14 protein-coding genes and 1 pseudogene are annotated in these 12974 nt (G+C 52.0%); 11 read left to right on the top strand and 4 right to left on the bottom strand.

The window, feature by feature from the left end; genetic code table 11:
- The first annotated feature begins 370 nt into the window (after nt 1-370).
- Complete coding sequence (locus PT964_RS19790) at nt 371-790, top strand: LytTR family transcriptional regulator DNA-binding domain-containing protein (protein ID WP_274365084.1); 420 nt, start codon at nt 371-373, stop codon at nt 788-790.
- A gap of 116 nt (nt 791-906) precedes the next feature.
- Here the strand turns inward: PT964_RS19790 and sspI are convergent, their stop codons facing one another.
- Nucleotides 907-1137 carry a small acid-soluble spore protein SspI gene (sspI, locus tag PT964_RS19795; RefSeq protein ID WP_274365085.1) on the bottom strand — a complete coding sequence of 77 codons (231 nt, stop codon included), beginning with the start codon at nt 1135-1137 and terminating at the stop codon, nt 907-909.
- A 90-nt stretch (nt 1138-1227) separates the two neighbouring features.
- Here sspI and PT964_RS19800 point away from each other — a divergent pair, with 90 nt between their 5' ends.
- Nucleotides 1228-2055: a TrmH family RNA methyltransferase gene (locus tag PT964_RS19800; RefSeq protein WP_274365086.1), complete on the top strand. Its 828-nt coding sequence runs from the start codon at nt 1228-1230 to the stop codon at nt 2053-2055.
- Nucleotides 2056-2085: 30 nt separating this feature from the next.
- Here the strand turns inward: PT964_RS19800 and PT964_RS19805 are convergent, their stop codons facing one another.
- Nucleotides 2086-2883 (bottom strand): helix-turn-helix transcriptional regulator, encoded by a 798-nt coding sequence (locus PT964_RS19805; protein WP_274365087.1) that lies wholly within the window; start codon nt 2881-2883, stop codon nt 2086-2088.
- A gap of 191 nt (nt 2884-3074) precedes the next feature.
- Between PT964_RS19805 and PT964_RS19810 the strand changes: the two genes are divergently transcribed.
- From PT964_RS19810 to PT964_RS19825, 4 genes are all read left to right on the top strand, one after another.
- Nucleotides 3075-3476: a VOC family protein gene (locus PT964_RS19810; RefSeq protein WP_274365088.1), complete on the top strand. Its 402-nt coding sequence runs from the start codon at nt 3075-3077 to the stop codon at nt 3474-3476.
- Between the two features lie 21 nt (nt 3477-3497).
- Complete coding sequence (locus tag PT964_RS19815) at nt 3498-4766, top strand: MFS transporter (RefSeq protein ID WP_274365089.1); 1269 nt, start codon at nt 3498-3500, stop codon at nt 4764-4766.
- Nucleotides 4767-4919: 153 nt separating this feature from the next.
- Nucleotides 4920-5102, top strand: a complete 183-nt coding sequence (locus PT964_RS19820) for a YgaP family membrane protein (protein WP_274365090.1) — start codon at nt 4920-4922, stop codon at nt 5100-5102.
- Between the two features lie 76 nt (nt 5103-5178).
- Entirely contained in the window at nt 5179-5625 is a 447-nt protein-coding gene (locus PT964_RS19825; RefSeq protein WP_274365136.1) for an SgcJ/EcaC family oxidoreductase, read from the top strand.
- On the opposite strand, the gene PT964_RS19830 is transcribed toward PT964_RS19825, so the two are convergent.
- On the bottom strand, nt 5622-6173 hold the full coding sequence (locus tag PT964_RS19830; RefSeq protein ID WP_274365091.1) for an NADPH-dependent FMN reductase: 552 nt from the start codon (nt 6171-6173) through the stop codon (nt 5622-5624). The genes PT964_RS19825 and PT964_RS19830 overlap by 4 nt on opposite strands.
- A gap of 270 nt (nt 6174-6443) precedes the next feature.
- On the opposite strand from PT964_RS19830, the gene PT964_RS19835 reads away from it, so the two are divergent.
- The 3 genes and pseudogenes from PT964_RS19835 to PT964_RS26600 form a co-directional block, all read left to right on the top strand.
- Entirely contained in the window at nt 6444-6824 is a 381-nt protein-coding gene (locus PT964_RS19835; RefSeq protein WP_274365092.1) for an ArsR/SmtB family transcription factor, read from the top strand.
- 73 nt (nt 6825-6897) lie between these two features.
- Nucleotides 6898-7410, top strand: coding sequence for a hypothetical protein (locus tag PT964_RS26595; RefSeq protein WP_482194169.1), 513 nt, complete (start codon nt 6898-6900; stop codon nt 7408-7410).
- Nucleotides 7302-7883 (top strand): annotated as a pseudogene (locus PT964_RS26600) (HAD-IC family P-type ATPase); the annotation flags it as partial. The gene PT964_RS26595 and the pseudogene PT964_RS26600, both read left to right, overlap by 109 nt.
- A gap of 69 nt (nt 7884-7952) precedes the next feature.
- Here PT964_RS26600 and PT964_RS19845 read toward each other — a convergent pair.
- Nucleotides 7953-9863 (bottom strand): beta-N-acetylhexosaminidase, encoded by a 1911-nt coding sequence (locus tag PT964_RS19845; protein WP_274365093.1) that lies wholly within the window; start codon nt 9861-9863, stop codon nt 7953-7955.
- Nucleotides 9864-9987: 124 nt separating this feature from the next.
- Here PT964_RS19845 and PT964_RS19850 point away from each other — a divergent pair, with 124 nt between their 5' ends.
- Both PT964_RS19850 and PT964_RS19855 read left to right on the top strand, forming a co-directional pair.
- Nucleotides 9988-11427: an alpha-L-fucosidase gene (locus tag PT964_RS19850; protein WP_274365094.1), complete on the top strand. Its 1440-nt coding sequence runs from the start codon at nt 9988-9990 to the stop codon at nt 11425-11427.
- A gap of 98 nt (nt 11428-11525) precedes the next feature.
- A complete protein-coding gene (locus PT964_RS19855; protein ID WP_274365095.1) occupies nt 11526-12638 on the top strand; it encodes a GntR family transcriptional regulator in 1113 nt (370 codons plus the stop codon).
- The last annotated feature ends 336 nt before the right edge of the window (nt 12639-12974 follow it).

Raw genomic sequence — 12974 nt, forward strand, 5'->3', positions numbered from 1 at the left:
TATGAAGGTACTAATTCGGAGTGTCCACTTTTTAGTCTAACTCATACAGTCGCTAAACCCTGATTTTTGGCATTTATCCTTGCTTTTTCGAGGCTATAACCGCAGTGGTGTCCGTTAAAACTGAAAACTCCATTTATAACGCCGTATAACTGCACTCCTGCCGTTAGCGCAAGCCGCCAGCCATCCGAGAGGGGATAGCGCTCGCTCTTATGGAATAACTGGAAAAAGTTTCAGTTTCGGGAATAGGACTATAGAACTATAATTTGTGGTGAAAAAATATAAAATCTGCTATTTTCATAGTATGGAACTATATGGTATACTGTTAACAATAAGCCTTTTCAAAAGTTTCATATGAAAAGAGTGAGCAATGATGATGATGACGGTTTTGCGGATTAATCCGGATGGGACGGAAGAACTAGCTTGTATCAGTTTGGCGGAAGTAGATTATATGGAAATTGAAGGGCGGAAAATAGTATACCACACGGACACACAGAAGTTTAGGCATATCACTACACTTTCGGAGCTCGAAGAGCATTTGTCCGAAGCGGGCTTTGATATGCTGGACAAGACGAATCTCGTCAATTTGAACAGGGTCGCTTCCTTCGACGAAAGTCAAGGAAAGGTGTATTTCACGGAACCGGCAACCTCGCGGGACAAATATGCCACAGTCGCTCTGATCAAGCAAAAGCTTATTCGCAAGGAATTGGTCCAGTCGGCATCCGCCCATATCCGGGAAGTGCTTAAGCGGATTAAGGGCAACGGAATGAAGCATAGAGAAGTGAACGTGTAATCCTTATTACATAATGCCGATGTTGCGCACCGATGAAGGTGCGTTTTTTCTTGTATAATGAAATGACGGCCCTCTTAGGCGCCAAGCGCTTGGGTAGGACCGTACCGTCATGTGAATTATGCTTTTGGATTCGTTTGCTTCGGGAGATGCTCCCTTAACGTGCTGGTCAGTTTGTTTCGCGTGTCTTCATCGCTATGCCGCCAAATCACCTCGAACAAAACGCCGATTCCCGGCAATGCCCGTTCGTCGTTTCCGATGGAGTCTTCGATCGTTTGATACAATTCGGTTTCGGTTTGATTTTCGATCTTTCTATAAATGGCTTGGCGTAAATCGAGTAGCATGGACATGTAGAAAACCTCCGCAATCTGTGCATTCTAAAGTAGTATGATCAATCGCAGCCGGTTTCATGCGGAATGCGGGAAGAAAGGGCAAATGGGATGGAAGAGCAAATTCGATCGATACATAACGACCAAGTAAAGCTTTGGTCCTCATTGCAGACTAGGAAAGGGCGGGAGAGGTCGGGTGCTTATCTCGTCGAAGGCGCGCATCTGGTGGCGGAGGCGCTCAGAAGCGGGGCGGCGGCTGAGGCCGTACTGTACGTTCCCGGAACTGCCGCAGTGAAAGAGCTTGAGCTTCTCGGATTCGTGCCCGAGCATAACACCACAGGACCGCGCTGGATATCCGTATCCGAGGCGGTCATGGATAAAATTACGGAAGCGCAGACGCCGCAGGGCGTTGCTGCGGTTATGAAGCTGCCTGCGCCCGACCTTGGTAAGCTGCTAACGTACCGGCTTGGAGTATTCGTAGCCGTCGACGCCGTTCAAGACCCCGGGAATTTGGGGACGATCGTCCGCTCGGCGGATGCGGTAGGCGCAACGGCCGTATTGCTCGGCAAAGGAACGGTCGATATGTATAATCCGAAGACCGTTCGTTCCACGATGGGGTCGCTTTTTCATATTCCGATCGTTTCCTGCGACTTGGCAGAAGCGTTCCCGCGGATGAAGGAGTGCGGGATCAAAATCGCGGCCACCTCGCTGGCGGCAAACAATACGTGTTTTGAAGCGGACTTCACCGGTCCGACATGCTTCCTGCTTGGAAACGAAGGGGCGGGCGTATCGGCTGAGCTGCTCGCTCTTGCCGACGAGACGATTATTATTCCGATCCCTGGCCGCGCGGAATCTCTAAACGTGGCGATGGCGGCTACCGTGTTGTTATACGAAACGGTACGGCAGCGGGGGTACCGCTCTTCGGCGAGTGTGACATAATCCGAGCCGGGAGCGGACCTATGCGGCTGTCTACATTTCCTGCCGATGATGTTGGCTGTTCCTGTGCAAGAAACGCTCCATGAGCAGGGGCAAGGAAATAAGAATGGGCGGATCGTCGGGACGCGGAAGATAAAGCTTGACCCGCCGAAGTACGGTTTCATACGGCCCGACGACGATCGGCTCTCTTGAGCGGGTGCGAAGCGTCGCCTGAGGAAGCATCATATCCGCCGCTTTCGTACCCCAAGAAACGGATGTGGCCATTAAATAATAGGTGCCGGGCTTGATTCCCGTCAATCGGAACGGCCCGAGCGAGGAAACAAGCGTTCCGCGAAGGGGAAGCCCTTCCGGAATCGGCTTTGCGAACAAACCGATCAAGACGATCCCCTCGAAAGGAACCTCCGCCTCCAACGTCCCTTCGATTGTCGCATCTTTGGAAAAAGAAGGGATCGAATCCCGCCAATCTGACAGCTCCCGCAGCGACTGGAAATGTCCGTCCGCTTCGTTCGCCTGACTGCGGAACTGGGACGGGGGGATGCCTACCTTCTCGGCAAAGCGGGTTGTGAAAGTCCCTAGACTTTGCTGCCCGACCTCAAGCGCGATATCCCGAACGCTTAAATTCGTATGAAGCAGCAGCTCCTTCGCCTTCTGAAGCCGGAGCGCGGAGACGTAATATAAAGGCGGCAGCCCCATTCGCTCTTTAAAGATCCGGGCAAAATGATACGGGCTGTATGATACGTGACCGGCTAACCGTGACAACGGCAGCGGGTCATACAAATTCCGGCTTATGTATTCGATCACTTCGTCGATTTCCGGGTATCGGGTCGTCACCGGTCACTAACCTCCAAGCGTATTTGTGCGGAACAAATGTTCGTTTGTAGTTTAACATAAATTGCCAAGGAATAAAACCCCTTTACGGTTAAATTGAAAATAGCAATCCGTAAGAAACGCGCCGTCTCCCGCAGTGATACATTATAGCTTGTGAAAAACTATCGATCGAAGACGGGAAAGGATGTTCGACTATGGGGAAAGTAAAGCCTTATATCATTTCGGAGGATGCTCGAAGTCAAGCCGAGTTCTATATGCAATCGCTCGGCGGGGAGATGATGTCCGTCATTACGCACGGCCAAGCCATGGGAGTAAATAATGAATTCAAAGACAAAGTCATGCATATGTGCATCTTTGTGGCCGGGGAAAATCCGATTTTCATGGCGGACGCCATCGAACCGATTCATCAAGGCACCGGCATTGCTTTGGCGGTAGAGTACCCAACGGTGGAGGAAGCCGGCAGCGCATTCGCGAAGCTTGCGGCGGGAGGAAAAATCAAGCATCCGTTCGAATGGCAGCCTTTTGGCCTATATTATGGAGAACTTACCGACAAATACGGTATAATGTGGATGGTTACTGCAGAGCAGAAATCATAAAGGGAGTCAAGTTATAGGAGGATGAGAAATCTGGAAAGTCAATTAACCAAAGACCAACCCCCGAGTCTTCTAAGCAGCCGGTTTTTGCAGACGATTCTGTTATCCAACGTGCTGCTGCAAATCGGCATTTGGGTGCGCAACTTCGCGATTTTGCTCTTTGTTGCGGAAAAGACAAATAATGACCCGTACGCGATTTCACTGATCAGCGTTGCGGAATTCGCGCCTATTTTCGTATTTTCGTTCATCGGGGGAACGTTTGCCGACCGCTGGCGGCCGAAGCGAACGATGATTTGGTGCGACTCGTTATCCGCCGTATCCGTATTTGTCGTGCTGCTGGCCGTTCATTTCGGATCCTGGGAATCCGTCTATCTCGTCGCGTTTATTTCGGCAATCCTTTCGCAGTTCTCACAGCCTTCCGGCATGCGGTTGTTTAAGCAGCACGTACCGGAAGAGCAGCTGCAACAAGGGATGGCGCTGTTCCAATCTTTGATGGCTATCTTCATGGTACTCGGTCCGATGCTGGGCACATTCGCCTACAGCCGGTTCGGTCTGGAAACGTCGATTTCGGTCATGGGGGTCGTGTTCCTGCTTTCCGCGCTTGTATTGTTCCGGTTGCCTGCCGATATGGTGGAATCGAAGTCAACGGAAGAAAAAGGGGATTTCCGCAAAGAATTTATCGAAGGCTTCCGTTATGTATGGCAAAGTCAAGTGCTGCGTATGCTTGGCCTGACATTCATTTTGGCAGGTCTTGCCGTGGGTATTGCCCAAGCGCTTAACCTGTTCGTCGTCACGGAGCGGCTTGGCAAGGAAAAAGAATTTTTGCAGTACCTTCTGATGGTGAACGGCGTCGCCATGCTGATCGGCGGCGGTATCGTAGCCGCATTCGCAAAGCGTGTTGCGCCGCAGCTTCTGCTCGCAATCGGAATGTTTGTGGGCGCCGTCTGTACCGTCATTGTCGGGTATTCCACAAGCGTTCCGTTAACGTTGGTCGTGCAGTTTGTGAACGGACTCGTATTCCCGTGCATCCATATCGGAATCAGTACCATGATTCTGAAATGGTCGCATTCATCCATTGTAGGCCGCGTGAATGGGGTGCTGAACCCGATGTTCGTCGGCATGATGGTCATTTCCATGTCTTTAGCCGGCGTAATAAAAGATACGTTTTCGCTGGTTTCGATCTACACGGGAGCGGGCTTCTTATTTCTTATCGGCGCATTGGTCATGATCTCGATATTAAACCAGAAAGCTCCGGAGCAAGCTCAGCCCGAACCGGTAGCTCAGCAAGCTTAACATTGCCGACTTGAAAGCCTCTCTTCTGAGGCTTGCATTAACGGATGGATATGGTTTTAGCCCCCGCGCATGGGAATGAGTAAGACCACAAATAGTATGGATGCGGAATCCTTTTTAGGTCTTACGACTTCTACATGGAAGGGAGGGGGAACATTGGAATGCAATGTCGGCAAAACCGAGCAAGCGCTTCGTATCGCCGTCGGAGCTAGTATTGTCATGGCAGGGCTTTATTATAAAAAATGGTGGGGGCTTCTTGGATTAGCTCCGATCGTAACCGGCGCAACCCGTTATTGCCCTGCAAATGCGGTACTTGGAATCGATAATTGCAGATCGTAAACGGACGACATAGTGAAGGGAAGCGATGGGATCGGATCCATCGCTTTTTTATAAGGAGGAATGAAGCTTGGATGCGATGAATGAGGTGCGAGCCATCTATAGCCGGCTGCTGGATGCTTGGAACAACCAAAGCGCACGCGGGATGGCCGAGCTGTTTGCGGAGGAAGGCGAGATGATCGGATACGACGGGAGCGAAGCGACCGGGCCGGATGAAATTTTTTCACATCTTGAGCCAATATTTCGCGATCATCCGACCGCACGATTTGTAAGCAAAGTAAGGGCCGTACGGTTGTTGGCGCCGGATGCGTTTATGCTTCGCGCTATTGCCGGAATGATTCCCCGCGGAAAGACCGATATTAATCCGGCGGTAAACACGCATCATACTTTAATTGTCGTACATAAGAACGAAAATTGGAAAATTGCGCTCTTTCAAAATACGCCCGCACAGTTTCATGGGAGACCCGAGCTGGTCGAACGGATGACGGAGCAATTAAGAGCGGAGATAGGAAAGCCCGGGAGTTAATTCCGGGCTTTCTTTGAAGCAAAATCGACGAACCGGTTCACGACTTGATCGACAACCGAAAGCGTCGATTCATCCGTCAATTTTCCTTTGCTGAATTTCGTTGCGGCAGCATTTACAAGTATTTCATTTCCGGCCGCAGGCAGCATGTCGGCTTGAAGCCCCGGGCTGGACAATATTTGACGCAAGTGGAGCTGCGCACGAACGGTACCCAACATCCCCACGGACACGCCCGCAATCATGACCGGTTTGCCGATTAAGACCCTGTCCTCGCGAGACAGCCAATCCAGCGCATTCTTCAGCACTCCCGGGACGGACCAGTTATATTCCGGCGTTATGATCAGCACTCCGTCGGCTTCGCGAATTTTCTCTTTCAATTCATGAACCGGTTCGGGAGGATTGTGCTCTTCATCCTGATTGTACATGGGCAAGGGCGCGAGATCGACAATCTCCAAATCGAATGTTCCGTTGAAGCGGTCCTTTATCGTTTCGGCCAGCTGCCGATTCAACGATTCCTTCCGCAGACTTCCGACAAGCGCGGCGATTTTCATCAACGATCAACCTTTCTCTAGCTGTAATGGGACATGCTAAGACATGCTAAATTGTAGCACACTTTACTTTTTGGAACCAAGTTATGATTAGTGGTCATATGGCTATTAAATATACTTTGCGTGAGCCGGCGTTAGCTCCAAAAGCTGGTGCTAACGCCACCGAAAGAGGTGCCGGACTGAATCGCAAAACAATCAAATGTCCATTTGACTAAGACGGTAAGTTCGAGATATCATTCAAATATAGATTTGATTATTAGAGGAGAATCAACCATGACGAAAGCGCCGGCCTGCGACATTTTTTGTTTTGACGAAGTGAAGGTAAATCGTCTCCAGCCGTTGATCGACGCGCCGAGCATCGCGAAAGCGGCCCGCCTGTTTAAGGCGATCGCAGACGAGACGCGAATGAAGATCGCGTATGCGCTGACCCAAGAGGATGAGCTTTGCGTGTGCGACGTAGCGAATATCGTCGGCTCGACGCTGGCTACGGCGTCTCATCATTTACGGCTGCTGAACGGCCTAGGGCTGGCCAAATACCGGAAAGAAGGGAAACTCGTATTTTACTCCTTGGAGGACGAGCATGTCAGACAATTGATTCTGTTGGCATTGACGCACGTAGAGGAGGAGAGAGACGGTGGAGACGACGCAAACTAGGGAAGAAGCCAAGCAGGTTTACCGCCTGCAAGGCCTTACGTGCACGAATTGCTCGGCCAAGTTCGAACGCAACGTGAAAGAAATCGAAGGCGTGAAGGACGCGCAAGTCAACTTCGGCGCGGCGAAGCTTACCGTCTACGGCGAAGCTACCGTACAGCAGCTTGAAAAGGCAGGAGCATTCGACGGCATTAAGGTATATCCCGAAAAAGAAAAGACCGCAACTCTAAAAAAAACGTTCTGGAACAAAAAATCAACCGTTCAATCCGCCGTTTCGCTGCTTCTATTGGCGGCAGGACTCGCTTGTGCGGCGCAATACGGCGAGCATAGCGCGCTGCCGACTATTTTATACGGAATGTCCATGGCGGCGGGCGGCTATTCGTTATTCCTGCAGGGAATCCGAAATCTCGTCCGGTTCCGATTTGACATGGATACGCTGATGACCGTCGCTATCATCGGCGCGGCATGCTGCTCGGCAACGGAACGGCCCAAGACATTGCCGCTCTCATCGCTGTGGCCGACCAGGTTCGGGAGCATAGCGCCGCCGTCGTTCGAAAGCTTCATGAGCTCGGCATTGCCAAAACCGTGATGCTGACGGGCGACAACCGTTCGACGGCGGAGGCGATCGGACGGCAGGTCGGAATCGGCGAGGTGAGGGCGGAATTACTGCCGCAGGATAAGCTGGAAGCCGTGAAACAGCTTCAGAAATCATACGGCAAAGTCGCCATGATCGGCGACGGCGTCAACGATGCGCCCGCTCTCGCCGCGGCAACCGTCGGCATCGCGATGGGCGGAGCCGGGACCGATACGGCGCTGGAAACCGCCGATATCGCGCTCATGGCGGACGATTTGAGCAAGTTGCCGTTTACGATCCGGCTTAGCCGGAAGACGCTGCAAATCATCAAGCAAAATATATCGTTCGCGCTCGCCATGAAGCTCGCCGCTTTGCTGCTTGTCATCCCCGGCTGGCTTACGCTGTGGATCGCCATTATCGCCGATATGGGCGCAACGATACTGGTCGTGCTGAACAGCCTGCGGCTGTTGAAGCTGAAGGATAAATAACGGAAACACCCCGAATGAGCGTCTGAAGTCGACTGAAGGCGTGCGCTCGTCCGGGGTGTTCAATTATGATTATTCCGAGAAGCAGGATGCCGTTACGATCCGATGGTATAACGGGCTGTTGATCGTGACCGGACTGTCCGGCGGCGTATCGCCGAACGGGAGCCGCTCGGCTTCCAGCTCCTCAAGCTTGTCGGCGCGTCCTTCGACGTAGTCGAATATGCGCTCGATTGCCGAGGAAATGCGGGCGGACAACCCCCCATACCGGATGTCCAGCACCTCCCAACCGAACGGCTTGTACGTCGCCATCCACAGCCGGCGATGAGCCGCTCGAAGCGCTTCCGTTAACCGCTGCAGCTCCGGCAAGCGAGACGACGCGATGGTGCGCAGACCGCTCTTGTCGCCCGCCTTATACAAACGCGCAATATCGAGCCCGACGGTCGATTTCACGGACAGCACCGCGCTCAGCGCCTCATACTGCTCGAATAACAGATACAGCGGTAAAAAGGGCGCAGCTTCTTTGACGGCGCTCCATCGTTGGCGCAGAGCGGCATAATGGTTCGGCAGCTTCTGCTCGGCCGCCCCCTCGACATGCTTGTCGAATAGTCCGAGAAGCGGATCCTGCCACAGCAAATACTTGGAAGGGTTCGCCATGAAATGATTTCCGGGCTCGACGCCGGGCACCTCGTCCATCCGTTTAAGGTCGATCATGTCGTCGAACAAATCGGTGCCGGTGCAGGTGAGAAAGCGGCGGCGAAGCGATTCGTCGCTGCAATCGTCCGCATACCCGTGCTCGGCAAACAGCTGCAAGCCGGGCAAGACGGCGAAATGGTTCGTTTCCTGCCCGTTATCTCCCCATACCGTTGCGATAACCTCTTTAACGCCGCTCTTTTTGCAGGCTAATAAAGCAGGATTCGTTATCATCCACGTCTTCCCGTTATTCGGACTCATGCTTCCCCAAGCATGGATGCCGCCCGCAAACAGCGGGGTCGAGCCGAGCTCCCTGTGCTTGTCGATACACCTTTCATACACGCTCTGATCTCTTTGGCCGTAATCCCAATATACAAATTGAACGTCTTTAGGAAGAAGAGCGAGCTTTTCGGAAGAAAAGTCGGCGTTTAAATCATAATGGAAGCCGAATTCGTTATCGGATAAAAAGTGAAAAATCATATCGCTCCAAATCATCGGCTGAAGCTGGTTTCGCCGGGTAATGCGCAATACTTGCTCCAAGTGCTCCATCATGACGGAAAACCGAGGTTTGTACCCATGCTTCGCCAAGTATCGTCCCAACCCGACGCCGAACGCCTCGTCCATCCCGATATGGATCCGTTTCGAGCGGAAAGGCGCGGAGGCGGCGGCAATCATGTCCTCGATTAGCCGGTACGTCTCCGGCTCGCCCGGCAGCAGCGTATCGCGGCCGTCCCGAACCGGCGCAAACTCGTCCCATTTAAGCACCTGGGCCATATGCGACAACGTCTGGATACACGGGACGATCTCGATGCCGAACAAGTCCGCATAGTCGTCGCATGCCATTAATTCCCGGGCGGTATATCGTCCCCTCATATAGCCGAAATACGGCCGGTTCTCGATTTCGTACGTATCCTCCGCGTACAGCATCAGCCCGTTTAGACCCATCAGCGCCATGATGCGAAGAAAATGCCTGACGGTATCCGTCGTCGGCACCGCATTTCTGGACACGTCCAGCATGGCGCCGTGGAACGTAAAGCGAGGCCGTTCGTTGATCGCAAACGGCCGTCCGCCGGAGGCATGCTCGACAAACAGTCCGAGCCCGCGGAAGAAATGAATTTTCTCTTCATATTGGATGCGCCCTATGCCGTTCTCCAGCGACACTTCAAGCGGCCCCGGCCTCCGGATCACCTCCAGCGGAATGCCTTGATCCCCCGTTTCAACCTTCAATATGCGGGTAAGCTCGCGAATTCCTTCGGTAAGCCCGTCCATTTGTCCATGAAAAGCTACGCGCAATGTGATGACAATCTACCTCCTATTGGAACGTGCTAGAGTTGTGTTACTATACGAATAGAATTAAGTATACCAATTTCAAGATGCAGGATGGGCACACATTTATAAAAAAAGGGGCGGAGACATTATGCCATTATCGGCGGAATCCATTAAGGCAGCTGCGCAGGTTACACCGTCTCAGCGGCAAATCGAGTGGCAGGAGCTGGAGTTTTACGCGTTCATTCATTTTACGGTCAATACGTTCACGGATATGGAATGGGGACTCGGCAGCGAAGACCCCCGGATCTTCAATCCGACCGAATTCGATGCGGACCAATGGGTCGACGCCGTGAAGTCGGCGGGGATGAAAGGTCTGATCTTGACCTGTAAGCACCATGACGGGTTTTGCTTATGGCCGAGCCGGTATACGGAGCATTCGGTGAAGAGCAGTCCTTGGAAGGAAGGGAAAGGAGATATCGTGCGAGAGGTGGCCGACGCGTGCCGCCGCGGGGGGATCAAATTCGGAATCTACGTATCTCCATGGGATCGCCACGAGCAAACGTACGGCGATTCGCCGGTTTATAACGAGTTTTTCAAAAATCAGTTAACGGAGCTGCTGACCGAATACGGCGATATTTTTTGCGTTTGGTTCGACGGAGCGTGCGGCGAAGGACCGAACGGCAAGCGGCAGGCGTACGATTGGGACGGCTATTACGAATTAATTCGCAAGCTGCAGCCGAACGCCGTCATTTCGGTATGCGGTCCGGACGTCCGCTGGTGCGGGAACGAAGCGGGTCATACGCGGAAGTCGGAGTGGAGCGTCGTTCCCGCCTCGCTTCGCGATAATGAGAAAATCAGCGAGCAATCGCAGAAGGCGGACGACGGGGAGTTTGCGAAGCGGATCAATTCCGGCGACAGCGACCTTGGGAGCAGAGAGCGAATTCTCGGCGCGCGGGAGCTTGTGTGGTATCCCGCGGAGGTAAACACCTCCATTCGCCCGGGCTGGTTTTACCATCCCTCCGAAGATGACAAGGTCAAGCCGCTTGAGCAGCTGCTCAACATTTATTACGGCTCGGTCGGAGGCAACGCTTCGTTCCTTCTCAATCTCCCGCCGGACCGCCGCGGTCTCATTCACGAGAACGATGTAGAGCGTCTAAAGCAGCTGGGCGATGTGCTCCGAAATACGTTCGGCACGAATTTGTCCGAGGATGCGACGGCTCGCGCGGCGGAAGAGGCGGCGGACGGACATGGCGCTAATGCAGTGCTGGATGGGAATCGCGAAACGTTTTGGCGGCCAAAAGATGAAACGGAACAAGCGTCGATTGAAGTCGAATTGACCGAGGCGCAGACGTTCAACCGCGTCGTACTCATGGAGCATATTCGCTCGGGGCAACGGATCGAAAGCTTTGTGCTGGAATGCAAGTCGGACGGCGAATGGAAAAAAATATACGAAGGAACGGTTGTCGGCTATAAGCGGATATGCTGTTTTGAAGATGTGACGGCGAAAGCTTTGCGGCTGACCGTCGCCGAATCGAGATGGTTTCCGACGCTCTCAGCCTTCGGCGTGTATCGGCAAACAGGAATATGATGCTACTTCGAAATACCTATAAAGCACATAAATAATTTGTTATACTTTTTTTACAGTTAACAATAATGATGCGATTATTAGGGGAAATGAGGAACTTTATGGCAAACGGCGGCAGACCGCTCTACAGCAAAATATTTGAAGAATTGAAAAATAAAATCGAATCCGGGGAATATGCCGAAGAGCAGCAGCTGCCGACGGAAATTGAACTCGCGGAAATGCATGGCGTAAGCAGAATTACTTCAAAGCGGGCGTTAATCGAGCTGGAAAGAGAAGGTTTGATTTACCGGAAACGAGGCAGCGGCAGCTTCGTCAAGAAGCTGGGCCAGCAAGCTGCGCCTCCCGCGCTCAGCGGTAAGATCATTTCGATGATTTTACCGTATGTCGCGGCTAACGGCTTGCTCGGTTACATTCAAGGAGCGACGGATTTTCTGGACAGCAAAGGGTATTACTTGACGATTCATTCCAGCAACTGGAGCAAGGATCGGGAGAAAGAATTTCTGAACAGTCTTCCCCGCAAGGGAGTAGCCGGCATATTGCTTTACCCTGTCAGCACGCTGAAAAACTTGGAAACGGTTTATGCGCTTCATATGAATCAGTTTCCGATCGTGACGATCGACCAGTATTACGATAACGTTCCGGTTGGAAGCGTTGTATCGGATAATTTCAAGGGCGGCTATCTCGCATGCTCGAAGCTCCTTGAGCTTGGACACAAGCGAATCGCTTTCGTCTCCAGCATCGGGATCGAGTACAGGAGCTCGGTTCGCGACCGGTTTTACGGATATTGCAAAGCGCTGAAGGATGCCGGCATTGAAGTTGACGCGGAAATCATCGTTCATGATTTCATTGATAAATATGAAATCAGGAACAAACAGGACTTTATCCAGCCGCTGATCATGGAGCTGCAAGCGAAAGGGGTTACCGCGATTCAATCGGAGCATGATCACCTGGCGGTCGATTTGCTGCGGGCGGCGCTCGAGCGTAACGTGAGAGTACCGGAGCAGCTTTCGATCGTAGGGTTCGATAATCATGAAATTTCCTCGAGCGTCGAGGTGCCGATTACGACGATCAGCCAAAATTTTTACAAGATCGGCAGGATGGCCGCCGAATCGATCGTGAATTTGATTGAACGGGGCTGGGGGGCGGCGCAGGCGAAGACCGAGATTGATGTGGAATGGATGGAACGGCAATCTATCTCCCAACCGGAAAATTAAAGAAATATGTAATTTTGATATATGTTAAGCGCTGACAATCGCGTTTATATTTGGTGGATAAGTTATACCATATGCGCGGTTGTTTTATATTCTTTTCAACTGTTTTTGCTGTCAAATCAATAAAATGTCGAAAAAAATAGAAAAATGACGTGAAGAAGATATATTCACTATTTACAAAGTCGAGAATGAGATATAAAATGAAAACGTAACCAAGCATGAAGATATACCAACCCATGAATTTTATGGTATATCAATTTGGGTGAACATGGATCGATTGTGGCGAGAGGAGGGGGCCGAGGCCTTTTCAAGCGGAAGGCTTTTTAAGCGACTCAGTTC

This window comes from Paenibacillus thermotolerans (assembly GCF_028745515.1).
Taxonomy (GTDB): domain Bacteria; phylum Bacillota; class Bacilli; order Paenibacillales; family YIM-B00363; genus Paenibacillus_AE; species Paenibacillus_AE thermotolerans.